General features: G+C 61.1%; 23 protein-coding genes. 14 read left to right on the forward strand and 9 right to left on the reverse strand.

Translation table 11 applies throughout. From position 1 onward, the window contains the following. Window positions 1–151 precede the first annotated feature (151 nt). Window positions 152–1,027 (forward strand): SMP-30/gluconolactonase/LRE family protein, encoded by an 876-nt coding sequence (locus CCGE531_RS03600; protein ID WP_120662957.1) that lies wholly within the window; start codon window positions 152–154, stop codon window positions 1,025–1,027. Window positions 1,028–1,139: 112 nt separating this feature from the next. On the opposite strand, the gene secD is transcribed toward CCGE531_RS03600, so the two are convergent. From secD to CCGE531_RS03615, 3 genes are all read right to left on the reverse strand, one after another. Continuing rightward, window positions 1,140–3,698 carry a protein translocase subunit SecD gene (gene secD, locus CCGE531_RS03605; RefSeq protein ID WP_120662958.1) on the reverse strand — a complete coding sequence of 853 codons (2,559 nt, stop codon included), beginning with the start codon at window positions 3,696–3,698 and terminating at the stop codon, window positions 1,140–1,142. A 93-nt stretch (window positions 3,699–3,791) separates the two neighbouring features. Further along, window positions 3,792–4,211, reverse strand: a complete 420-nt coding sequence (locus CCGE531_RS03610; protein ID WP_120662959.1) for a hypothetical protein — start codon at window positions 4,209–4,211, stop codon at window positions 3,792–3,794. 169 nt (window positions 4,212–4,380) lie between these two features. Further along, window positions 4,381–5,877 (reverse strand): glycosyltransferase family 39 protein, encoded by a 1,497-nt coding sequence (locus CCGE531_RS03615; RefSeq protein WP_120662960.1) that lies wholly within the window; start codon window positions 5,875–5,877, stop codon window positions 4,381–4,383. Window positions 5,878–6,602: 725 nt separating this feature from the next. Between CCGE531_RS03615 and CCGE531_RS03620 the strand changes: the two genes are divergently transcribed. The 13 genes from CCGE531_RS03620 (at window position 6,603) to CCGE531_RS03680 (ending at window position 18,900) form a co-directional block, all read left to right on the forward strand. Further along, complete coding sequence (locus CCGE531_RS03620) at window positions 6,603–8,249, forward strand: globin-coupled sensor protein (RefSeq protein ID WP_120666447.1); 1,647 nt, start codon at window positions 6,603–6,605, stop codon at window positions 8,247–8,249. Between the two features lie 62 nt (window positions 8,250–8,311). After that, a complete protein-coding gene (locus CCGE531_RS03625) occupies window positions 8,312–8,608 on the forward strand; it encodes an STAS domain-containing protein (RefSeq protein ID WP_120662961.1) in 297 nt (98 codons plus the stop codon). After that, complete coding sequence (gene cheY1 / locus CCGE531_RS03630; RefSeq protein WP_004128526.1) at window positions 8,605–8,970, forward strand: chemotaxis response regulator CheY1; 366 nt, start codon at window positions 8,605–8,607, stop codon at window positions 8,968–8,970. Before CCGE531_RS03625 ends, cheY1 begins: the two co-directional genes overlap by 4 nt. Before the next feature lie 16 nt (window positions 8,971–8,986). Beyond that, window positions 8,987–11,272 (forward strand): chemotaxis protein CheA, encoded by a 2,286-nt coding sequence (locus CCGE531_RS03635; protein ID WP_120662962.1) that lies wholly within the window; start codon window positions 8,987–8,989, stop codon window positions 11,270–11,272. 4 nt (window positions 11,273–11,276) lie between these two features. Beyond that, window positions 11,277–11,744, forward strand: coding sequence for a chemotaxis protein CheW (locus CCGE531_RS03640; protein ID WP_120662963.1), 468 nt, complete (start codon window positions 11,277–11,279; stop codon window positions 11,742–11,744). Continuing rightward, window positions 11,741–12,649, forward strand: a complete 909-nt coding sequence (cheR, locus tag CCGE531_RS03645) for a protein-glutamate O-methyltransferase CheR (RefSeq protein WP_120662964.1) — start codon at window positions 11,741–11,743, stop codon at window positions 12,647–12,649. Before CCGE531_RS03640 ends, cheR begins: the two co-directional genes overlap by 4 nt. Beyond that, the gene (gene cheB, locus CCGE531_RS03650) at window positions 12,646–13,689 is read left to right on the forward strand and encodes a protein-glutamate O-methylesterase CheB (protein WP_120662965.1); all 1,044 of its coding nucleotides are present in this window, start codon (window positions 12,646–12,648) and stop codon (window positions 13,687–13,689) included. The genes cheR and cheB overlap by 4 nt, the downstream gene beginning before the upstream one ends. Beyond that, window positions 13,689–14,078 (forward strand): response regulator, encoded by a 390-nt coding sequence (locus CCGE531_RS03655; RefSeq protein WP_004128537.1) that lies wholly within the window; start codon window positions 13,689–13,691, stop codon window positions 14,076–14,078. Before cheB ends, CCGE531_RS03655 begins: the two co-directional genes overlap by 1 nt. Then, the gene (cheD, locus tag CCGE531_RS03660) at window positions 14,075–14,629 is read left to right on the forward strand and encodes a chemoreceptor glutamine deamidase CheD (RefSeq protein WP_120662966.1); all 555 of its coding nucleotides are present in this window, start codon (window positions 14,075–14,077) and stop codon (window positions 14,627–14,629) included. Before CCGE531_RS03655 ends, cheD begins: the two co-directional genes overlap by 4 nt. Before the next feature lie 16 nt (window positions 14,630–14,645). Then, on the forward strand, window positions 14,646–15,035 hold the full coding sequence (locus tag CCGE531_RS03665; RefSeq protein ID WP_120662967.1) for a hypothetical protein: 390 nt from the start codon (window positions 14,646–14,648) through the stop codon (window positions 15,033–15,035). Window positions 15,036–15,201: 166 nt separating this feature from the next. After that, a complete protein-coding gene (gene fliF, locus CCGE531_RS03670) occupies window positions 15,202–16,878 on the forward strand; it encodes a flagellar basal-body MS-ring/collar protein FliF (RefSeq protein WP_120662968.1) in 1,677 nt (558 codons plus the stop codon). 526 nt (window positions 16,879–17,404) lie between these two features. Continuing rightward, the gene (locus tag CCGE531_RS03675) at window positions 17,405–18,142 is read left to right on the forward strand and encodes a LuxR family transcriptional regulator (protein WP_120662969.1); all 738 of its coding nucleotides are present in this window, start codon (window positions 17,405–17,407) and stop codon (window positions 18,140–18,142) included. 11 nt (window positions 18,143–18,153) lie between these two features. Continuing rightward, window positions 18,154–18,900: a helix-turn-helix transcriptional regulator gene (locus CCGE531_RS03680; protein WP_120662970.1), complete on the forward strand. Its 747-nt coding sequence runs from the start codon at window positions 18,154–18,156 to the stop codon at window positions 18,898–18,900. Window positions 18,901–18,953: 53 nt separating this feature from the next. Here the strand turns inward: CCGE531_RS03680 and CCGE531_RS03685 are convergent, their stop codons facing one another. The 6 genes from CCGE531_RS03685 to motA all read right to left on the reverse strand — a co-directional run bounded on the left by CCGE531_RS03685 (window position 18,954) and on the right by motA (window position 24,087). Then, window positions 18,954–19,394: a hypothetical protein gene (locus CCGE531_RS03685; RefSeq protein WP_120662971.1), complete on the reverse strand. Its 441-nt coding sequence runs from the start codon at window positions 19,392–19,394 to the stop codon at window positions 18,954–18,956. Window positions 19,395–19,399: 5 nt separating this feature from the next. Beyond that, complete coding sequence (gene flhB / locus CCGE531_RS03690; RefSeq protein WP_120662972.1) at window positions 19,400–20,479, reverse strand: flagellar biosynthesis protein FlhB; 1,080 nt, start codon at window positions 20,477–20,479, stop codon at window positions 19,400–19,402. 93 nt (window positions 20,480–20,572) lie between these two features. Continuing rightward, window positions 20,573–21,616, reverse strand: coding sequence for a flagellar motor switch protein FliG (gene fliG, locus CCGE531_RS03695; RefSeq protein ID WP_120666449.1), 1,044 nt, complete (start codon window positions 21,614–21,616; stop codon window positions 20,573–20,575). A gap of 48 nt (window positions 21,617–21,664) precedes the next feature. Further along, window positions 21,665–22,195: a flagellar motor switch protein FliN gene (gene fliN, locus CCGE531_RS03700; RefSeq protein WP_120662973.1), complete on the reverse strand. Its 531-nt coding sequence runs from the start codon at window positions 22,193–22,195 to the stop codon at window positions 21,665–21,667. 69 nt (window positions 22,196–22,264) lie between these two features. Then, entirely contained in the window at window positions 22,265–23,209 is a 945-nt protein-coding gene (locus CCGE531_RS03705) for a FliM/FliN family flagellar motor switch protein (protein WP_120662974.1), read from the reverse strand. A gap of 5 nt (window positions 23,210–23,214) precedes the next feature. Beyond that, window positions 23,215–24,087, reverse strand: a complete 873-nt coding sequence (gene motA, locus CCGE531_RS03710) for a flagellar motor stator protein MotA (RefSeq protein ID WP_120662975.1) — start codon at window positions 24,085–24,087, stop codon at window positions 23,215–23,217. Window positions 24,088–24,154: the final 67 nt, after the last annotated feature.

Consider the following 24,154-nt stretch of genomic DNA (forward strand, 5'->3'; position numbering starts at 1 on the left):
ATTCCCTCGTCGATGCGAAGTTTTGCGTAAGAATTTCATTCGGATTTGGCCGAGGTGGCTCGAAAAGGACTTTGTTCGTTCTTATGTATCATGATGGCGCGGCAGTCTTGAGCATGGGTGTTAGTAGTGCGTTGAGTGAAGGTTTCCGAATATGAACGAAACGATCGCCACTGGGCTGCGCCTGCCTGGCGGACTGGTGGCTCTGCCGGATGGGCGCATCGCGCTTGTTGAGACGGATCCGAGTCGCCGCTATCTGAAGCTTTTAAGCACGAGCGGCGCCTATGAGGAGCTGTGTCGGATCGGCGGCAGCCCGACCGGAATTGCGATCGATGGGGACGGCTGCTTCTGGGTGGCCGGCGGCCCGGAGAATTCGCTCATCAGGCTCTCGCCGCAAGGCCGGATCCGCCAGGTGATAGAAGGGAGTGCCGACGGCCCGTTTCTCTATCCGAACGCGCTCGCTTTCGGTCCCGACGGCCTGCTTTACATGACCGATTCGGGCATTCGCCTCACCGACCTGCTGGAAAGAGGGCATATCCATCCAGATTTTTTCAAGGCTGCCTATAATGGCTGCGTCTATCAGATCGATCCCGCCGAAGGCCGGGTGATCCGCGTCCTGGCCGCCGGCCTGCTGCTTGCCAGCGGCATCGCCTTCGGGCCTGACGGGCTGCTTTACTACAGCGAGACGCTGACCGGAAAAATCCATCGGCAGATCGTCGGCGGACGGCAGGAGATGTTCGCGCAATCGATGACGTCGCCCGCGGTAAACGTGCTGCGCGGGCCATCGGGCCTGGCCTTCGATCGCAGCGGCACGCTTTATTGTGCCATGTCTGGCCTTGGCGAAATTTGTCTGATCGATACCGAGGGCAAGATGGCCGGCCATATCCGAACCAATGGCGCGCGACCGGGCGGCATCGCCTTCACCGTCGATGGCAAGCACCTGCTCGTCAGCGAACAGGAAAAGGGTGTCGTGGAGAAGATAACGGCGCCCCGTCCGGGCCTGCCGTTGCATATGCCGTCCATTTCCTGAAGTGCTTTACGATCTTCGGGTGGCGCTCGCGTGCATTTTGCTCGGTCTGCTTTCGTCCTGCTGACGGACATGCCCGGCGCCCGGGCATGTCCTGTTCTCATATATTGGCTGCTTATTCGGCCGCGGGGATCTGCTTGTTGTCCTTGCCGGACTTGTCGTCCGCCGGCTTGGCGTCGTTGGCGACAGCCTTGGCATGACGGCGGCGCCAGTCGCCGAGGAAGAGCAGGATCGGCGCTGCGATGAAGATCGACGAGGCGCCAGCGACAAGTATGCCGAACACCATCGGGATCGCGAAGCTGGAGACGGCGCTGCCGCCCCAGATCGCCATCGGCACCAGCGCCAGGAAGGCGGTGGCGTTGGTATAGAGGCTTCGCGCCAGGGTCTCGTTGATCGACTTGTCGATGATATCGCGCAGCGGCATCGACTTGTAGAGCCGCATGTTTTCACGCATGCGGTCATAGACCACCACCTTATCGTTCACCGAATAACCGACGAGCGTCAGGATCGCGGCGATGGCCGTCAGGTTGAAATCGAGGCCGGTGATCGCAAAGAAGCCGATTGCCTTGGTGATGTCGAGTACCAGCGTGACGATCGCGCCGACCGCGAACGGCCATTCGAAACGATACCAGATGTAGAACAGCATCGCCAGGCTGGCGATCACGACCGACAGGATGCCGGCCCAGGCAAGCTCGCCCGAGACCTTCGGACCGATGACATCGGTGCCTTCGATGGTCGCGCTCGGGTCGATCTTGATGATTTCTGCCTTGAGCTTGGTCACTGCCGCCGTCTGAGCCTCTTCGCCGCCGTCCTGGCGCTGGGCGCGGACAAGAAGGCTGTTATTATCGCCGAAGGACTGCAGTGAAATTTCGCCGAGGCCGAGCGTGTTCAGGCCCTCGCGGAACGTCGCCAGATCGGCCGCATCCTTGGTCTTCACCGACATCTGGATGCCGCCGCGGAAATCGACGCCGTAGTTGAGGCCCGGATGGATGAATAGCACCACCGAGGCGATCGACAGGATCGCCGAGACGGTGACGCCGAAGAAGCGGGCCTTCATGAACTGGATGTGCTTGTCATAGGGGCTGAAGGGGATCAGCGGCCTGATGTTGATCACCTTCAGCTTGCGGCGACGGGTGATGGCGATCATCACGACGCGCACGAAGGCGACGGAGGTGAACATCGAGATGATAAGGCCGAGACCCATGGTCACGGCAAAGCCGCGAACCGGGCCGGAGCCAAAATAGAACAGGATAGCGGCGGCGATCAGGGCTGTCATGTTGCCGTCGATAATCGTCGAATAGGCCTTCTTGAAGCCGTTATCGATGGCGGCGAAGGCGCCGCGGCCCTTGCGGGTTTCTTCGCGGATGCGCTCGTTGATGAGAACGTTGGCATCAACCGCAAGGCCGATACCGAGGACGACGCCGGCGATGCCGGGCAGTGTCAGCGTGGCGCCGACCAGCGTCAGGGCCGAGAAGGTCAGGATCGTGTGGATGAGCAGCGCAACATTCGCGAGAATCCCCCAGGCGCCGTAGAGCACGAAGATGAAGGCGGCAACCAAGGCGAAGCCGATCAGGCCGCTATAGATGCCTTTCTGGATCGCGTCGCTGCCGAGGTCGGCGCCGACGGTGCGCTCTTCGATGACCGTGAGCTTGGCGGGCAGGGCGCCGGCGCGCAGCAGGGCAGCAAGCGTGGTGGCGCTGTCTGCGGTGAAATTGCCGGAGATCTGGCCCGAACCGCCGGTGATCGCCTCGCTAATATTCGGTGCGCTCAACACCTTGTTGTCGAGGACGATGGCGAAGGGCTTGCCGACATTTTCGCGGGTGATTTCGGCAAAGCGGTTGGCGCCGGCGCTATCGAAGCGGAAGGTGACGAGCGGCTGGTGCGTGTTCGGATCGAAGCCGACGCGAGCGTCCGTCAGCCGGTCGCCGGACAATTCGATACGGTCGAGAACCGGATAGCTGGTGCCCCTATCGTCCTTGAGGATGGTGACGCCGGGGCCGGGATTGTTCGGATCGGCGTTGTCGGCAAGCAGGTGGAAGGACATCTTCGCGGTGGAGCCGAGAAGTTCGCGCAGGTGCGACGGGTCTTGCGCGCCCGGAAGCTGGACGAGAACGCGGTTCGGGCCGACGCGCTGGATGGTCGGCTCGGCGACGCCGACTTGGTCGACGCGCTTGCGGATGACTTCCAGGCTCTGCTGAACGGCGGAATCGACATTGGCGGAGATGCCCGCCTTCGAGAAGGACATCGCGATGGACGCGCCGTTCGGCGTGATGTTCAGGTCGGATTGTCCGGCCGAAAGGCCCGCGGTGATCGTATTGGCGAGCGTGTGCAGCTGCGTCACGGCATCGTTGCTCTGCGTGGCGTCATTGAGCGTCACGACGATCTGATCGCCGTTGCGGACGACCGAACGGACCTGGATATTCTTGTCGCGCAGTACGCGGCGTGCATCCTGCTGCAGCGACTGCAGCCGTCCGTTGGTCAGATCCTTCTCGTCGACTTCGAGCACGAGATAGGAACCGCCGCGAAGGTCGAGGCCGAGAGACACCTGGCTATGCGGCAACCAGGATGGGATTTTGCTGAGAGCCGCCGGCGGCAGCACATTCGGCAGGGCGATAAGAAGGCCAAGCAGGATGACGACTGTATAAAGCGCCACGAGCCATGGTGAGGTGCGCATGGGTATTATCCTTGAAAATACGCTGATGCCGGCGGTCGGGCCGCTGGCGGACTTAAGGTCATGTCGGAGATACGGCGCGTCCGCGCCGACAGCTTACGCGAAGTCGCTCGGAGGGCCGCGCGCGAAATAGGCGCTAAATGCCAGGGGTTCGAGCCGAGCAGCATCGCCGGGATGGCGTGGCTGCCAGGGCGTGGCCAGATAGCCGAGAGAGGGGAGGGGCGCGAGTATCGCCGGTCCGATATCATGCCAGGTGGCCTTCGGCGTTACCAGGCGGTCGGCAACGACGATGCCGCGCACCGGATCGCGCAGGGAAAGGTAGAGCGGTCGGCTATCCTTGCCGGAGGAGAGAGCATCCGCATCCGCGCGCGCGGCCAGATTGATGCCGCCACCGAGCGCCAGTCCGATATAGGCGAAAAACGCGACGAACAGCGAGGCGATCACGCGCGCTCCGGCGCGGTGCGTCCTGTCGTCTCTATCTTCGCTGTCGGCGGCGCCGAATTCGAGCGGGCTCAACGGTCGGAAATGCCTTTATTCCTTTGCCGGCGCGAACGCCGGCGGTTCGGTCATGATATCAGGACGCCTCGCGTCTTCATAGTGCGGCCTGTCATGATGCACTTGTGCGAACGGGTCAACCGTTGCGCTGGCGATTTCTTGCCGTCCTACGACAATGGTCTCCAAAGGCTCAGGGCTTGGGCGCAAGGCATGATGCTTCGACGCGATAGGCATGAAGCGTCTTGCCCTTCATGTCGCCGAACGGCGGCGACCAGCTCTTGATGAGGTCCACCTGGCTACCCGGACAGTCGAACGAGCCGTTGTCGATATACAGCACCGGCCCGGTCACATCGGCCGGCAGGGAGAAATTCTGCTCGTAGTAGTTATTGGGAAAACCGGCGAACTTGCGGGCATAGATCCGGAAGGGCTTGCCCTTCAACGTATAGTAAAGATCGGCGAGGATATCGCGATCCTCGGCCACGATGACCGGTGTCTTCGCCTCAGTCGCTATGTCGGCGATTTCCTGGCTGATGATGGTGCGGCCGACATAGCGCTTCATGACGAGATCGCCGTTCGGCAGCTTGATGTCATAGGCAAAGACCGTCATCACCGGGATGACGAAGGCGACGACGGCGCCGATGATCAGCGAGGTGCTCAATCCCTTCTTCGTCAGGCGGTAAAGCAGCCAGACCGCGAGTATGGTGCCGGCGGCATAGGCTGAGACCGCCCAGTTGGCATAGGCCTTGGCAAACAGGGCCTGCAGCGTGATCAGGGCCACGACGGGCACAGATAGCCAGAACAGCAGCTTTTCCCGGTCGTCGCTCTGTCCGCGGATCAGCCGCCATGTCGCCCACAGCAGGGCATAGAAGATGACCGGGCCGACGACGCCGAATTGCGCGCCGAAAAAGCCGAGCCCGTTGAGCACATGCTTCAAAAGGCCGTTGCTGCCACCATCCTTGCTCCATTGGGCAATGTTTTCGGTGTGCTTTATGGTCGCCGCATCATGAGCGAAGTTCCACCAGAGATTGGGGGAAACGACGATGGCGCCGACGATGGCGGCAATGGCAACGTCCCGCCAGGCGATGCGCGCCGAGCGCATTGTCAGCATGGCGATGCCGACCCCCGGCAAAAGGAAGAGCACCGAATATTTCGTCAGGAAGGCGATGCCAAGACTGGCGCCGAGGATGAAAGCCTCGAGCGCCGAAGACCGCTTGGTTAGGCCGAGAAAGGCCCAGACCGCGATCGTCACGAACAGGATCTGGATCGTGTCGGTCGATACCAGCACGGCCGAAAGCGAAGCGGCCGGAAGGGTGATGAAGATGACGCCGACCCACGGGGCAATCTCGCGTCCCTCCTCGCCGTCGATCAACCGCCGCGTGGTGCACATGAGCATCAGGGCGGTGGCGAGATGGAAGAGCGGCGCCGATATGCGGATCCAGAATGTCGAGTCCGACCCGGAGATCGTGTTGAAGAAACGGATCACCCAGGCGATCATCGGCGGCTTGGAATAGTAGCCGAAATCGAGATTCTGGCCCCAGAACCAATATTGCGCCTCGTCGACGAAGAGGTCGGTCCTGTTGACCAGCAGCATGAGGATACGCCAGAGCGTCCCTCCGAAGATGATCGCGAGGGCCACCTGCAGGGAAAGTTTCCGGGCAGTCGTTCGGGAATGGGTCGTGTCGAGCATTAACGGATGGGTCTCGGTGCCTGATCGTGAGGCTTAATACGGAACTATTGAGACCAAAGCTAGCTCCCGGTCATCCGGAAGACGGCGGCACACACCGACGTGGCCGCGAAGCGGCACGCATCCGATTTTGAAATCCGAGATCTGTTGCAGCGTGCCTAAAGGACGCGCGAAGCGGCTTTGCCGCGCGTCTCCTCGATGCGGCACAAAAGCATGAAGGCCGCAAGCGTCAGGCTGGCCATCAGCGAGGCGGTCAAACCAAGAACAATCATTGCTCTCTCCGTATCGACATCGAAGCTGTCTCTATCCCCTGAAGAGTAGGATATGAAGCTTGCTCGTGACTTGCGATCAGCGTCCTTACCGGTCGAAAAACTATATCTGAAAGTAATGCCTAATTTAGGATGAAATATTACCGAACGCCCCTTCTTCCGTCATTAACCTTCGGGCAAGGAATTAACCATAAATATTGAGCCTGAACGTCGGAATGGGAAAATTGTGACTCGTTCTCACCAGGCATGAAGCCGCCCCGTCGTACCGGGTCCGATCCGGTATTCATTTCATCAAACAGGTCCGCAGCAGACTTTGATGAACGAGCGAGCTTCAGCGCCGCGATCGATCGATCGAAGGCGATGACAGCCTTTCCTCGCCTCCTCATTGCGCCTGGCGCGGATCATCAGCGGTTTCGCCGGCGCTTGGGCGCGCGGCAGTTCGGCGGGGACGGGACGATATTGGCGCAGGATTCGCCATCAGATCAGGCAGGCAGGGCGCAGGCGGGCAGCCTTCGCGACCGCTTGCGTTTTGCTGGTCTCGATGCCGGACAGTGCGATACCTTGCGCCGCAACCGGCCGATGCTCGAGGCGCATCTGAAAGCCGGCCTGCGCGATCTCTTCCATCGTTTTCAGACGCACCCGGACGCGGCGCGCAATTTTTCCAGCGAAAATCAGCTCGAACGCCTTCAGGATCTGCAGTCCTCGCACTGGGATGTGCTGACGGACGCACGGTTCGACAGCCTCTACGCCGAACGCGTCAAGGTTCTTTCCGACAGCGAAAGCAAGATGGGTCTCGACCCGCGCTGGCATGTCGCGGGCCACGGCGTGATGCTGGAACACATTCTTGCCGGTCTCCTCGACGAAATGGGCGGTCGCGCCATCCTGCCCGGGGCCAAGCGCCGCGCCCGGGAGCTCGGCGAGCTCGTGACATCAGTCGTGCGCCTCGTCATGGTCGATGTCGAGATTGCGGTATCGCTGCGCTTCAACGAATTACGGGTCGGTCATCAGCGGGCGCTGGTCGAACAGCGGGCCGCCGATCGCGGCGAGGCGGCGGCGTTCATCGCCGAGCTCGCCAACGGCCTTGCCGATCGTGATCTGACGACCCGGATGACGACCGATTGTCCTGAAGCCTATGCCGAGGTCGCGGAAGCCTTGAACGCGGCGCTGGCGGACATCCAGCAACAGTTTTCGGCTTTGTCCGGCGGCGTACAGGCGGCGGAGGCGGCAAGCGACGCCCTTTCCCGTGCCTCAAACTCGCTGGCGGAAAAATCGTCCGAACAATCGCGTGCGCTTGCAGTCTCCGCGCGGCAGCTCGCGGAACTTGCCGAGCAGGTGCGCGGCAATGCGGCGAATACCCGCTCGGCCGAGCGGGTCACGGCATCGACCCGCGTGGCCGCGGAAGACAGCGGCCGGATCGTCGGCCAGGCGATCTCGGCCATGTCCGATATCGAGACATCAGCCGAAAAGATCGGCCAGATCATCGGCGTCATCGACGAGATTGCCTTCCAGACCAATCTGCTCGCCCTGAATGCCGGTATCGAGGCTGCCCGTGCCGGCGACAGCGGCCGTGGCTTTGCCGTCGTCGCGCAAGAGGTTCGCGCACTTGCGCAGCGTTCCGCCGATGCCGCGCGCGAGATCAAGGTTCTGGTGACGGGCACCAAGGCGCAGGTGGATGCCGGCGTCCAGATGGTCGGCCGCACCCAGGATGCGATCGGCAGCATCGTCCGCCAGGTGACCGATATCAACGAGGCGATCTCCGGGATTGCGGCGGCCAGTGACGAGCAGGTCGCCGGACTTAAGACGCTGACATCAGATATCGGCGGCTATAGCGAGCGTGCGGCAGCCGCCGGGAACGAGGCAAGCCGCTCCGAGGAAGGCGCCGATCATCTGCATAGCGTCGTCGTCGAGCTCGGCCGGACCATTCGCGAGTTCCGTATCGAGCGCGAGCGGCGCCACGCGGCATCTTCAGCGCCGGTGAAAGCCGCTCAGCAGCGACAGATTCCCACCCGCGATGAGCCCGGCATCGGGCGGGACGAGGACGAGATGGCGGATTTCGACTTCCCGCCTCGCAGAACCGCAGCGGGAGGCGAGCGCAATGCCTATTGATCTTTCAGTTTCATGCACATGCGGACCGGTTAGTCCGATTTCAGACAACGAGGAATGAAGCGATGCCGAGCAAGAAAGGCGAAAAGACAATCAGTCTGGCCGCGGTGCTGGACCTCAACGAGGCTTCTGCCCTTCGCGGCACGTTGATGGGGATGCGCGGCAGCAATGTCGCCATCGATGCGTCCAGCGTCGAAAGGATCGGGGCCTTGTGCGTTCAGGTCATCATGGCCGCCGCCAAGACCTGGGATGAGGACAAGCTCTCCTTCACCTTCTCCAAGGTGTCGGATGCATTTCAAAAAACAATGCAGGTGATCGGGGTGGATATCTCCCATCTGCTTGCCAAGGAGATCCGGCAATGAAGAAAAAAGTGCTGACCGTGGATGATTCACGAACCATCCGAAACATGCTTCTCGTCACCCTCAACAATGCGGGTTTCGAGACCATTCAGGCCGAAGACGGCGTCGAGGGCCTGGAAATTCTGGAAGAAGCCAATCCCGACGTCATCGTCACGGACATCAACATGCCGCGCCTCGATGGCTTCGGGTTCATCGAGGGCGTGCGCCGCAACGACAGATACCGCGCGGTTCCGATCCTCGTGCTGACGACCGAAAGCGATGCGGAGAAGAAGAACCGTGCCCGCCAGGCTGGTGCGACCGGCTGGATCGTCAAGCCGTTCGACCCCGCCAAGCTGATCGATGCCATCGAGCGCGTAACCGCCTAAACAGGATCCACCCCTCATGGATATGAACGAAATCAAAGAGATTTTCTTCCAGGAGTGCGAAGAGCAGCTCGCCGAACTGGAATCCGGTCTCCTGAAAATGAATGACGGCGACCGTGATCCGGAAACCGTCAATGCCGTGTTCCGCGCCGTTCATTCCATCAAGGGTGGGGCAGGTGCCTTCGGTCTGGATGACCTGGTCGCATTCGCCCACGTCTTCGAGACCACGCTTGATTGCGTTCGATCCAACAAGCTGGAGCCGACCCAGGATGTCCTGAAGGTCATGCTCAAGGCCGCCGACGTTCTGGCGGATCTCACCAATGCCGCACGCGATGGCGGCAGTGTCGATCAGGCCCGCAGCCGCGGCCTGGTCAAGGAACTGGAAGCGCTGGCAAATGGCAATCCGCCCGCGCCCTCTGCCGCGGTCGTCATCGAGGCCGCTCCCAAGCCCGCGACACCGGCTGCGACGGACGAAAGCGGTTTCCAGCCGATCCCCTTCAGCTTCGATGACGATTTCGGTGGTGATGAGCCGGCCGGCGACGGCGTGCCGGCGTATGAAGTCGACTTCATGCCGCGCTCCGAGCTCTACGCCAAGGGCAACGACGCGACGCTGCTGCTGCGAGACCTCGCGCGGCTGGGCGAAATGAATATCTTTTGCGACATGGACATGTTGCCGGGTCTTCCCGATCTCGATCCCGAAAGCGCCTATTTCAGATGGACGATCTCGATCAAGACGGACAAGGGCGAAGACGCCATTCGCACCGTCTTCGAATTTGCCGAATGGGATTGCGATCTCGATATCAGGCAGGCCGAAGGCGGCGCCGGCTCCTCTGGCAACGACGAATTGCCGATGGTGCCTGTACCCTTCGATCTCTCCGCCCTTGATGATGACGGCGCCGCACCGGCCGCCGGACAAGTGAAGGAGGCAGCGGCTCCGAAGAATGATGTCGCCGCCGCCGTGGCCGCCGCGGAAATCGCGAGCAACGTCACCCAGCTGGCCTCCGCTACGGCGCGCGTCGAAAAGAAGGAAGCTGCCCTTGCCGCCGCCGCTGCCGCCAATGCGGCCGCCGCGCAGAACAACGCCGCCGCCGCCGGCGTCGGCCAGACGATCCGCGTCGACCTCGACCGCGTCGATCGCCTGATCAACCTCGTCGGCGAGCTCGTCATCAACCAGGCGATGCTGTCCCAGAGCGTCATCGAGAACGATAACAACGGCGCATCCTCGATCAACATGGGTCTCGAAGAGCTGCAGCAGCTCACCCGCGAGATCCAGGACAGCGTCATGGCGATCCGCGCCCAGCCGGTGAAGCCCGTCTTCCAGCGCATGTCGCGCATCGTTCGCGAAATCGCCGACATGACCGGCAAGTCGATCCGCTTGATCACCGAAGGCGAAAACACCGAAGTCGACAAGACTGTTATCGACAAGCTGGCCGAACCGTTGACGCACATGATCCGCAATGCCGTCGACCACGGTATCGAAACGCCGGAAAAACGCGCGACGCTCGGCAAGAACCCGGAAGGCACGGTTCGCCTGACCGCGAAGCACCGTTCCGGCCGCATCCTGATCGAACTTGCCGACGATGGCGCCGGCATCAACCGCGAGAAGGTGCGCCAGAAGGCCATCGACAACGACCTGATCCCGGCCGACGCCAATCTTTCGGACGAAGAGATCGACAATCTGATCTTCCTGCCGGGTTTCTCGACCGCCGACAAGATCTCGGACATTTCCGGCCGTGGCGTCGGTATGGACGTGGTCAAGCGCTCGATCCAGGCACTCGGCGGCCGCATCAACATCAGCTCCAGGCCGGGGCAGGGCTCGGTCTTCACCATGAGCCTGCCGCTGACGCTCGCCGTCCTAGACGGCATGGTGGTGACGGTTGCCGGCCAGACCCTGGTCGTGCCGCTGACGGCGATCGTCGAGACGCTGCAGCCCGAGGCTTCCGCCATCCATTCCTTCGGCTCGAACCATCGCCTGATCTCGATCCGCAACAGTTTCTGCCCGCTGGTCGATGTCGGCCGCATCCTGAACTTCCGGGCCACCCAGGCCAATCCGGTCGAAGGCGTCGCGCTGCTGGTGGAATCGGAAGGCGGCGGACAGCGCGCCCTCATGGTCGATGCCATCCAGGGCCAGCGTCAGGTGGTCATCAAGAGCCTCGAGGCCAACTACACCCATGTGGCGGGCATTGCGGCCGCGACCATTCTCGGCGATGGCCGCGTGGCGCTGATCCTTGATGTTGATGCCGTGGTCGGCGCTTCGCGCGGCCAGTCGCTGAAGCCCGAAATGTCTTACGCAGCGGTGGGGTGAGTTTATGTCCTATGCCGTCAAGAACCTGACCCAGGGGGTCCGCGAGCTGATCGCCTTCCGCATCGGCGACCAGGAATTCTGCGTCGACATCATGTCGGTCCGCGAAATTCGCGGCTGGACGCCCGCGACGACCATGCCGCATGCGCCTGGCTATGTGCTCGGCGTCATCAATCTGCGCGGAGCGGTCTTGCCGATCATCGATCTCTCCGCGCGGCTCGGCATGAAGCGCACGGAGCCGACGGCGCGGCATGTCATCATCGTGGCCCAGGTCAAGCGCAAGGCGGTCGGTCTTCTCGTCGCCGCGGTGTCGGACATCCTGACGATCACCGACGACAGCATCCAGCCGACACCGGAAGTCTCCTCCGATCACGAGCGGCAGTTTGCGCGCGGCATCGTGGCGATCGATCGTCGGATGATCTGCCTGATCGAGTTGGAAGCCCTATTCCCTGAAAGCGAAAGCGAGGCTGCATGAGCATGATGGGAGCTATGGATTTCAAGGCGTCTCCGGACGAGGTGCTGGCAAGCGGCGAATATCCGCTGACGCGGCGCGACCTCATGGAAATCGCCGCCATGATCTATGCGGATGCGGGCATTTCGCTCAACGAGAGCAAGGCGTCGCTCGTCTATTCGCGACTGTCGAAGCATATCCGCGCGCTGGGTCTCGCCGGTTTCCGCGATTACTGCATGCTGGTTTCCTCGCCGGCGGGAAGTGCGGCCCGACGTGAGATGCTGTCGCATCTGACGACCAATTTCACGCGCTTTTTCCGCGAAAACCATCATTTCGATCATCTGCGCGACGAGGTTCTGCCGGGCCTCTTGGCGCGGGCCAAGGCCGGCGGCCGGGTGCGCATCTGGTCGGCCGCCTGCTCCGATGGGCAGGAGCCCTATTCGATAGCGTTGACCGTGCTGGGGCTGATGCCGAATGCCGCGGACTTCGATTTCAAGATCCTGGCGACGGATATCGATCCCAAGATCCTCGGGCTTGCCCGCGCCGGCGCCTATGATGACACCGCGGTCGAAACGATCTCGCCCGCCATGCGCAAGCAATGGTTCCAGGAGGTCAATGTCCAGGGCAGGCGCAAATTCCAGATCGACGATCGCGTCAAGCGGCTGATCACCTTCAACGAGCTGAACCTGCTGGCGCAATGGCCCTTCAAGGGCATGTTCGACGTCATCTTCTGCCGCAACGTCGTCATCTATTTCGACGAGCCGACACAGACGAAGATCTGGTCGCGCTTTGCCGGCCAGCTGCATGACAGCGGCCATCTTTATATCGGTCATTCCGAGCGGGTCTCCGGCGACGCGAAGCACGTCTTCGACAATATCGGCATCACCACCTATCGCTATCTCGGCAAGAACGCGGGGAGGAAGCCATGAGTGCAGCTGCCCGTGTTCTTGTGGTCGACGACTCCCCGACCATGCGCGGCCTGATCACGGCCGTATTGCGCGCCGACCCGGAAGTCGACGTCGTCGGCCAGGCCGGTGACGCGCTTGAGGCGCGCGCCGCGATCAAGGCGCTCAATCCCGACGTCGTCACCCTCGACATCGAGATGCCGAACATGAACGGCCTCGAATTCCTCGAAAAGATCATGACGCTGAGGCCCATGCCCGTCATCATGGTCTCCACGATGACGCATCGCGGTGCCGATGCGACGCTCGCAGCCCTCGAGATCGGCGCATTCGACTGCGTCGGAAAGCCTTCGCCGGGCGAGCCGCATCCTTTCGGCGACCTGGCGGATAAGGTAAAGGCGGCGGCCCGCTCCCAGCGGCAATATGTCAAGCCGGCCGCCCAGCGCGTGCCGCCCCCGGCCGTTTCGGATTTCCGCGTGGGACGCAAGATCGTCGCTATCGGCTCCTCCACCGGCGGTGTCGAGGCACTGATCAATGTGCTGCAGAAATTCCCGGCCAACTGCCCGCCGACAGTCATCACGCAGCATATGCCGCCGACCTTCACGCGCAGTTTCGCGGAACGGCTGAACCGGCTCTGCGCGCCTGTTGTCCAGGAGGCGACCGATGGCGCGCGGCTGGAAATCGGCAAGATCTATCTGGCGCCGGGCGGCGAAAGGCACCTGCGGGTTGCCAACGCCTCTGCGCCCCATTGCCGTCTTGTAGACGGCGGGCCGGTGAACGGACATCGCCCTTCCGTCGACGTGCTCTTTGATTCGGTTGCCGAATTGGCAGGCCGCAATTCCGTCGGCGTAATCCTGACCGGTATGGGGCGCGATGGCGCCGCCGGTCTCCTCAAGATGCGCCACGCCGGTGCGCGCACCATCGGCCAGAACGAAAAGACCTGCGTGGTCTACGGCATGCCGAGGGTCGCCCACGAGCTTGGCGCCGTCGAACACCAGTTTCCGCTGAACGCCATTGGCGAGGAAATTTTGAAGATAACAGCCGCCCGAAAGGAAGGGAGCGAATAATGTCTCTAGCGGAGAAAATCAAAGTTCTGATCGTCGACGATCAGGTCACCAGCCGCCTGTTGCTGAGCGATGCTCTGACGCAGCTCGGCTTCAAGCAGATCACGGCCGCCGGCGACGGTGAGCAGGGAATGAAGATCATGGAGCAGCAGCCGCACCATCTGGTCATCTCCGATTTCAACATGCCGAAAATGGACGGGCTCGGTCTGCTGCAGGCAGTCCGGACAAACCCGACGACGAAGAAGGCGGCCTTCATCATCCTGACGGCGCAAGGCGACCGCGCGCTGGTCCAGAAGGCGGCGCAGCTCGGGGCCAACAACGTGCTTGCCAAGCCCTTCACCATCGAGAAGATGAAAGCCGCCATCGAGGCTGTCTTCGGAGCGCTGAAATGATCGTCGAGGGTGCTGCCCGTCGCGTGCATATCATTCAGGGCGAGTACAAGGTCATCAGCGATCCCGAAGTGGTGCTGACGACCATCCTCGGCTCTTGCGTGGCGGCTTGCCTGCGCGATCCCATCGCCGGCGTCGGCGGGATGAACCATTTCCTCCTCCCGGGAATGGCCAGCTCGCCGATGAGTGGCGGCGATGCGACGCGTTACGGCGTGCACCTGATGGAGCTTCTGATCAACGGCCTCTTGAAGAAGGGCGCACGGCGCGATCGGCTGGAGGCAAAAATCTTCGGCGGTGCCAAGACGATCGCGACCTTCTCCAATGTCGGCGAGCAGAATGCTGTTTTCGCCATGCAGTTTTTGAAAGACGAAGGCATACCGGTCGTCAGCTCCAGCACGGGCGGCGAGCATGGACGCAAGATCGAATTTTGGCCGATCTCCGGAAGAGCCAGGCAATACCCGCTGACCGGTGCGGAAACGCAGAAGACCGTTGCGCTGGAACAGCGTCCGGTCGTGGCTCCCAAGCCGGTCGACAATACGATCGAATTTTTCTGATCAGCGAGGCTTCCGCATGACCCCCTTCCAGCGCATTGAAACGGCAGCCAACGAGGAGACGCTTCCCGCCATCCTCCTGCGGGTCGTTTCCGAATTGCATGATGTCGCCTATCTGATCGAACGCATCGAGCCGCAGCTGCTCGATATCAGCGACGCCAACATGATGGCCTCGCCGGAGGCGATGAAGGTTGTTCAGGGCATCGACCTTGCGGTGCAGAAGACCCGCGGCATCGCCGAATTCATCGACACGATCGCCGGAACCATGCCCGAGGGCTGGACGGTCGATCTGGCAACGGCATTGAGCCTGGTCAAGCTGACGGAGATGCAAAAGGCGCTTGGCGGCGGCGGTTTCCACGCACATTCTCAGCCCATGGCGAAGGCTGCCGGCGATTTTGATTTCTTCTGATCCGGCCGGCGGCAATGGATACTGTTTTTCTTATATAATCCGCATCGTTTCCTACGACTTTTTCCTGGTTTTTCCAGCCGGACGAAACGCTCGCACAAGTTTCGATTTCTATTTTCGCCGCAGGGTGCAAAGCCATCAGGTCTTTGACGAATCGTGCGAGAACAGAATGAATCTGTTAAATCAATTAGTTCCCCTGCTTCGGAATATTCAGAATCTCGGGAGAACGCGGCTGATGATCCTGGGAGGTGTCGGCGCTGTCTCCATGCTGCTGATCCTTTTTGCGGCCCTTTACGTCAATAAGCCCGCGCAGGAGACGCTTTATGTCGGCCTGGATGCGACCGATCTCAACCAGATCAGCATCGCTCTCGCAGAGGCAAAGATCAATTTCCAGGTCGGCACTGACGGCACGAGCCTGACCGTTCCGGCCGGCATGACCGGCAAGGCCCGCGCCCTGCTCGCCGAGCGCGGCCTCCCCAATAGCGGCAAGGCCGGTTACGAGCTGTTCGATAATGTCGGTTCGCTTGGCCTGACTTCCTTCATGCAGGAAGTCACCCGCGTGCGCGCACTCGAGGGTGAAATCGGCCGCACCATTACCTCGATCGCCGGCATCAGCGCCGCCCGCGTCCATATCGTCATGCAGGACGTCGGCAATTTCCGGAAGGCGGATCAGAAGCCGACGGCGTCCGTCATGATCCGCGCCAGCGCGGAAGCGGCCCGCAAATCCGCGGCGGCTATCCGCCACCTTGTCGCCTCCGCCGTTCCGGGCCTGGAGGTCGATGACGTCACGATCCTCGACTCGACGGGGCAGCTGCTTGCATCGGGTGATGACGCGAGCAATGGCGCCCTGAGCCGCAATCTCGGCATCGTGCAGAATGTACAGAGCGAAGTCGAATCCAACATCAACAAGGCGCTCGCACCTTTCCTCGGCACGGACAACTTCCGCTCGAGCGTCACGGCGCAGCTCAACACCGACAGTCAGCAGGTGCAGGAAACCACCTACGATCCGGACTCGAAAGTCGAACGCTCGGTCCGCACGGTGAAGGAAGCGCAGAAGTCGCAGCAGAACCAGCCCGACACCGCCGCAACCGTGGAACAGAATATTCCGCAGGCGGCCCCGCAATCCGGCGGCAAGACGCCGACGTCGAACGACCAGTCCGACAAGCGCGAAGAGCAGACCAACTACGAAATCAACAGCAAGATGACGGCGACGACGCGCAACAGCTACAAGATCGAAAAGCTGTCCGTCGCGGTGGTGGTCAACAAGGGCCGCATTGCGAAGATGCTCGGCGAAGGCGCGGATCAGGCCAAAGTCGATGCCTATATCGCCGAGATGCAGAAGATCGTCGCGACGGCCGCTGGCGTCGACACGGCGCGCGGCGACATGGTCACAGTCAACGCAATGGATTTCCTCGACAACCAGCTGCTTGAAGATACATCTTCCAGCTTCAGCATCACGGACATGCTGAGCCGCAACATGGCCGGCATCATCAATTCGCTCGCCTTCGTCGCGGTCGCCTTCCTCATCGTCTGGATGGGCTTCCGTCCGCTGATCCGCTCGCTCGGCGGCTCCGCAAATGGCACGGCATTGCCGGAAGCGGCCGGGCTGGAATTGCCGGACTTCGCGCCTGCCGTGGGTGGTCCCGGCGCGGCGCTGATGGACGGCTTCGGCTCGGACTTCGGCTTCGACGGCACCGACGATATGCTGACGATGGGCGACGATGGCGGCACCTTCAACCGTCGCGTCAAGGAAGGGCCGGAGCGTCGCCTGTCGCGCATGGTGGAAATCAGCGAAGAGCGCGCCGCAAAGATCCTCAGAAAATGGGCTGTCGACCAAGCGGCCTGAACAAAGGACCGGGAGATCTCCCGGTCCTTTTTCGTTACAGCAACGGCGGCGCGTTAATCTTGCCGATATTTGCCGTTTCAACTGTGATCAATTAGCCGCTTCCAAGTAAATTGACGCGTTCGTAAGATGGAATTTCCCCGGATATCCAGTTGCTGGGTAGAAAGAATCGACTTACAAACGGCATGCCTATTGCGTAATAGCCGTGTATTGGGAGCCAATTGGCCCTGGTTTTCCGCGTTTCGCATGTTTAAAGCGTCTGCAGATTCCGGAGCGCGGAAAAATCAGTTCATGCTTCGTGGATCGAGTTGGCGGCGGTCCATGCCAGCACGATTGCCGACGTGAAATTCAGAGATGGGTGCGCTCATCTCCCCGCTTCCGCCGGGATGTATTTGTGTCGCGGTAGAGAATATCCGGCTTGGACGCTTATGGAGAATCCTTGTCGATTTTCCGGTGTGACCTGCCGGTTTCTGATGAAACAATGCTCTCGTTGACGGCCTATCGCCCAACAGTGGCAGGAAATGCAAGTATGGACATGCAGATATCGCAGGCGAGCAGAGGCGATAGGGATGTGCGACCAGCCGTGCCTGCCGGAGCCATGTCACGCGAGCAGCTCGTTCCGCACCTGAATGCCGTTTCGGGCCCGGCCTATCTACAGGCCGGCCTGCATGCGTTGGCCAGCTATGCCGGCGCCTCCCACTATCTGCTCGTGCGCTCCGATCTTATCCAGGAAAGCGGCCTCGACTTCGTCATTGCCTCCGATTGGCCCTTTGATCTCGTCAGGCGCCTGGCGGCCGAACTGACCAGCGGTTATAGCCGCATCGGCGAGCTGGAAAAATGCCTGTCGTTGTTTCAGCCGAACGTCGCGCTCTTGCCAGACGACGTCACCCTGCCTGATGGCGTCGGCCGGCAATATCATGCCCTGAGCTTCAATGTCGGGCGTACGCGTTTCTCTCTGCTGTTGCTGGCGCGTGAAGCAGCGATGCTTTCATCGGAGCGGTTGCGCGATGTCGGCCTGCTGTCGGGCTATCTCGCGAGCTCCACCCGGTGCGCCGAAGGCAAGCCGGAGCGCGATTTCGATCTGACCGAGCGCGAGCTGGAATGCCTGTCCTGGATCGCCGAGGGCAAGACGAGCGACGAGATTGCCATGATTCTCGGGATCTCGCGCAACACCATCAACAATTACATCACCAGCGTCATGCGCAAGACCGCCACCAAGACCCGCTCGGAGGCCATCGCCTTCGCGGTGCGAAACAATCTCGTTTAAGGGCTTACCGGATGCGCTATCAGCCAGACAGGACGACGGATAGGCCGAACGAATCGCGGCTTAGCCGTTCCGGCAGGATTTCTGGCCGCTCCGATCTCTTTCCGAAGCTGGTGTCGATGCAGAAGCTGATCGATGCGCAGCATTTCGCCGTCTATCGCCTTCATGGCTCCGGCCTGCCGCACAAGCAGCGGCTGGTATGCGAACTCGACAACTGGGGCTCGGCCAATTCCGTCGTCGGCAAATCCTTCGTGGAAGCCTATGGCGAGGCCATGATCGAGCATATCGACAAATCGCTGCTTCCGCTCATGTGGAATGGGCGCGATAGCGACAGCACGGCCGAGACGCCGGACTTTGCCGTTTTCACGCAGCGCTTGAAGCCGCATCTTCTGCCCTTCGCCGGCGTGGCTTTTCCGGTGCGGCTGGGCGCGGTCGGCAACGGCTATATCGTCTTCACGGCGAAGTTCATGGATCTTGCGAGCGACATGATCATCGAGCTGCATGGCCGCAGCTGCCAGATCATGATGGAGCTTCTGTCGCTGGATGAGCGCCGCTCGCAGACCACCGAAGCATTGAGCGAGCGTGAGATTGCCTGCCTGCAGCTTGCCGGTGACGGGCGCATCAGCGAGGAAATTGCCGAAAAGCTGGGATTATCGGTCCATACCGTCAATGCCTATCTCGGATCGGCGACGATCAAGCTCGACAGCGTCAACCGGATCCAGGCAATCGCAAAGGCGATCCGCTTCGGCTACATAAGCTGACATTGCAGCGCCTCGGCGAATCATCTCTGCAAATTTCGAAATGGTGAATCTCTTCAGATTGCGTAGGCCGCTTCGCCGCGAATGACGTAGCACGCTTCTTTCAGGCTGCGTGCGAGCAGCGCCGTGTTCTCGTCCGGATCGGCTGATGCCCTGTCGAAGGCGATGTGATTGATCTCGATGCCGGCATAGTGCTCTGTCAGCGCCAGCTTGGCGTAGATGGTGACGCCCTGTGGCTTGATTTCCAGGTCGAGCGTGACCTCCGCCGGCCCGCCCCAATCGAGCTTGTAGTCACCGCCAAGCCCGAAATTGATGGTGCCTGGAAGGAAGTAGAGCTCGGCGGCCGAGGCTACGAGGTCACCGAGATTGCCGTATCGTTCGAAGCGCAGCAGCGAGATCAGGTCAGCTGCGTCGAGAAGGCGCAGCTCGCTGGCGACGGGGCTGATGGCTTCGGCTAGTATTTGTTCGCGCTGGGCAGAGTAGGGGCATTTTTTCATTTGGTTTATCGTACCCGTTTTCTATTCGACTGCGCGGCGTAGATCCGATGGATGAGCTCGGCGACAGCCTTGTAAAATACTGACGGTATGACGCTATCAACCGAGACTTGCGCAAACATGGAGCGCGCGAGCGGCGGATCTTCGAAAACGGGAATATTGTTTGCCTCGGCTATCTCTCTGATCTTCAAGGCAATCAGATCCTGGCCCTTGGCGACGACGACAGGCGCATCGTTTTCCGCTTGCACATAGCGCAGCGCAACGGCGAAGTGAGTCGGGTTGGCGATGACGAGGGTGGCGCGGGGCACCTGCTTCATCATGCGGCGGCGGGCGCGGTCGCGTGCGACCGAGCGCTGGCGCGATTTAACGATGGGGTCGCCCTGGGACTGCTTGTGTTCGTCCTTGACCTCCTGCTTGGTCATTTTCAGCTGGTCGAACCAGTGGTAGCGGCTCCACAGCAGGTCGGCGATGCCGACGATCGCGGTTGCCATCAGCACGATGACGAGGATCCGCTGAACCACCGTCGACAGGCGCACGAAGATGGTCTGCGGATCGGAAACCATCGAATCGATTGCGTGGAAGAACTGGCCGCGCAACACGAAAAACATGACGATGCTGACGAGCACGATCTTTGCGAGCGATTTGCCGAATTCCACCAGGCCGGTCGCGCTGAAGATGCGCTTGAAACCCGACGCGGGCGATATGCGCGAAAACTGCGGCCGGATTCGCTCAAGGACAGGTGTGGGCAGATTCTGGAATATCGAGGCGCCGACGCCGAAGACGAGGAACAGCACCACGGCGGGCAACACCATGTTTCCGGCCTCCCAGCCTATGCGGGTAAACAGGGAGATGGCGTCGGGACCCGTATCGAGCCGCCATTGATCCGGCTTTTCGAAAAGATCGCGCAATACCTCGCCCATGCGGCCCATGCGCGCCGGCAGGAAGAAGGTGACGTAGATGACCGTTGCCAGCATGGAGGCAAAGAGCGTCGCCTCCCTGGATTGGGGCACATTGCCCTTCTCGATGGTATCGCGGAGTTTCTTCTCCGTCGGTCGTTCTGTTTTACTGTCCTTGTCTTCGTCAGCCAAAGCAGCCGCCCTTTGCGAAACTGAAAGGGGCCGCGCATCATACGCGGCCCGGTTCTGAACAGTTTAAGACGATTTAGCTGAGTCGCGCCGAGGTCACGCTGCTTCTTCCACAGGCGTATTTTCCTTGGGCTTGAGCTCGATCTGGCCGGAATTGGCAAGCCGGATGGCTTCCTGGGCGATGGCGCGCCGGGCAATGGCGATTTCGCGCGGATTGATGCCGGTATTGCCCATCTGCAGATCGGATTCGATCATGCGGCGCTGACGCGGGCTGATCGAGGACAGAACGACCTCGCGAATCTCGTTGCCGGATCCCCGCAGCGCCATCGTCAGAATGTCGGAGGCGATGTCGTTGAGCAGCAGCACGCGGCTCGGCTGCGGCATGCGCATGAGATCGTCGAAGAGGAAGATCTTCGGGCGGACCTTCTCGACCGATTCCTTGTTGATCGATTCCAGCGAGGTCAACAGGGTATCGACCTGCGGCTTGTCGAGCTCGTTCATCAGGTCGGCGACCTTCGCGGAGCCGGACGTGCTGCGTTCGGCATCGATCTCGGCCATCAGTCCGAGCACGCGGTTATCAATGATCTGGGCGGCCTTGGGGCTGACGTCCTTGATATTGACGGTGCGGTTCATGACATCGGCGCGCTGGGCTTCGGGAAGCTGCAGCAGGATCTTCGCGCCGAAGGCCGAAGGCATCATGGACAGCACGTAGGCGATGGTCTGCGGATGCTCCCGCAGGAAGAACTTGGCGACGAAGACCGGGTCGGCTTCGCCCAGGCGATCCCAGATGGACGTCTCATAGGCCTGGAACGCGGTGCGTCGGCCGAGCAGGCTGTCCACCTCGTCGGGCGTAAGGCCCTCCTCGAGAATGCTCTCGATGGCCTTGGCGTTGTCCATGAGACCGGCGCCCTCGGTGAAGAGGTCTTCGAATTCCGCCACGAGCTGCGCGAGCTCGTCCGGCGGAATGAGCCTCAGCGATTGCGCCGAGGCAATGATCATCTGCAACTCGTTCTGCGTGAAATATTTGAGCAGCCGTCCAGCTACCTGCTTTCCCATTGCGAGAAGGACGGCCGCTGCTTTTTCAGTCTGAGTCAACGGTTTCTCGGCTAGTGCGCCGCTGAAATCGTCAAAGTCCATCATGGTCTTCATCTCCATCCCGCAGGGGGAGTGGGCTCATCCTGAGCCGGTTCAGCTTTTCTTCGTGTTGTAGATTTCCGTGAGCTTGATACCGAACCTGGTGTCATCATGTTCCAGAACGGTAATTTCGCCCCGGCCGATCTTGCGGCCGTTCACTGTGATCTCGACGGGTTCGCCGATCTTCTTGTCGAGCGCGATGATTGCGCCCTCGGTCAGATTCATCAGGCCCGACACCTGCATGCGGCTGCTGCCGAGCACGATCTGGACGTCGATCGGGATATCCATGATCAGGTCGAGATTGGCCGTCAGTGCGCTGCCGGGGGCCGCAGGCGCCGCGGAAACGCCGCCGAAGTCACCATCATCGAAGGCGGGACCGGAATTGTCGTCGCCGAAATCGCCAAAGGTAGAAAGGTCGGTGCTCGTTTCCGCGCCGAACGTATCGGCGTCGAAATCAGGCAGGTCGCCGTCGCTATCCTTCTTCAGAACGCCGCGAAGACCGTCGATGGCCTCGTCCAGGGCGGCGTCGCTGCTTGAAACTTCCAGCGATTCCTCGCTGCTTTGCTGTATCGTCTTCGTAGCCATGAAATCACTATTCCAGTTGAAACTTGCCTCAAGCTGCCGTGGGTGGACGATCGACCACCCGCCAGCCGGTCAATTCATCAGGTGCCGAAGAAGCTCGTCGTCGGAATTGACGTTATCCTTGACGCGCACCGTATAATTTTCGCCAGAACGGCCGAATTCGCAGATGTAGAGATCCTTGCTGTTGGCGCTGACCTCGACCCGGACCTCGTCGGTATCCATGAAGGGGATGACATCGCCGACCGCGAGCTTGGAAATGGTGTCGAGCGTCAGTGACTGCAGCCGGACGCGTGCCTCCAGAGTCACCTGCGAGCGGCGTACCTGCTCGCTGAGCTGATCGGACCACGCCTGGGAGGCGGTCGTCGGGTTCTTGGCGCGCGGCGCGCTGACGACGGTGCGCAGCAGATCGCATTGCGGCACGATAATGACGATGTGGGAAATCGATTTGCCGAGCGAGATCGCCATGGTGATCGCGGCCGCGAAATCATTGCCCTCGTCGCCGACGGTTTTCGGGCGATCCTCGACGTTGTAGGGCGGGTCGAGATAGGGTTCGAAGCCGCCGGGCGCATTGACGGCCGAGCGCAGCACATTGGCGATCTTGTCGAACATCATGACGGAGAGGTCGAGCTCGATCACGGAAAGCGGCCGGGCGACGGCGGCTTCCATGTCTTCCGGGCGGGCGCCCAGCATGTGTTCCATCAGCGTCATGATGAAACCGGCGCCGCAGCCGAGGACGAATTTCGGCGCCCAGTTGCGCAGCGAGCCGTTTACGAGGGCATGGTTGCCGCCCAGTCCGGCGATCAGGTCGCTCATCGGACCGGACTGACAGCCGGCATAGGCGATATTGACATCCAGACCGGTCTCGCTCTTGACGATGTCGGGCAGGAATTCGGCATAGACTTGGGTGAAGGTGGCGCCGAGCTTGGCAAGCGCTGCCTGATCGCCGAGATTGCCGGTGAGCCTGGCAAAGAGGGTGCGGTCCATCGTCTGTGCCTTATACGCGGGTTGCTGGCTCATGATCGTCAGGCTGCCTTGCTTTCACCGCCGGGGTTCATCATTTCCTGCTCGACGGCGTCGATCGAGGGACGCTCGTAGGAGGAGATGGTCTTGCGGCCGTATTCGAGCGCGACCTGTGGCACCGATCCGTTCATGTAGGCGAGCAGCGTCTGCTTCACGATCACGTAGAGGCGATGCTGCTTGTTGCGCACGACCTTGATCTGCGAAACCAGCGGCGCGCAGACCGAATAGGACAGGATGATGCCGAGGAAGGTGCCGACCAGCGCCGAGCCGATGAGATGGCCGAGCACTTCGGGCGATTCGTTGATGTGGCTCATCGCCTTGATGACGCCGAGAACGGCGGCGACGATACCGATCGCCGGGAAGGAATCGCCCATGATCGTGATCGCGTGATAAGGCTTCATCTTGTCGTGCTGCATCGTCTCGAGCTCTTCGTCCATCAGCGCCTCGATCTCGTGCGAGCGGGCGTTGCCGATGATGATGAGGCGGACATAATCGCAGATGAAAGCCGTCAGATCCTTGTTCTTCAGAACCGTCGGCGCGGCCTTGAAGATCGTCGATTCATCCGGATTGTCGATATGGGCCTCGATCTCGTTGCGCGACTTGGTGCGTAGGTCGCGCATCAGGGCATAGAGCGCGCCGAGCGTGTCGAGATAATCGCGCTCCTTCGGCACCTTGTGGCTGAAGGCTTCTCCGAGCGCTTTGCCCGAATCCTTCACCACTTTCATCGGATTAGCCATGATGAAGCCACCGAGACCGGCGCCTGCGATAATGACAAATTCGAAGGGCTGGAACAGTGCCCCCACGTCTCCGCCCATGGCCATGAAGCTGCCTATGATGCAGCCGCAGGTCACTACAAATCCGATAATAATATTCATCGCCGGTCCACACACCTGAACGTTGCTTCATATGATGAACTAGGGGAGCTGCCTTGCGTGAGGCTGT

Source organism: Rhizobium sp. CCGE531 (assembly GCF_003627795.1).
Taxonomy (GTDB): Bacteria; Pseudomonadota; Alphaproteobacteria; order Rhizobiales; family Rhizobiaceae; genus Rhizobium.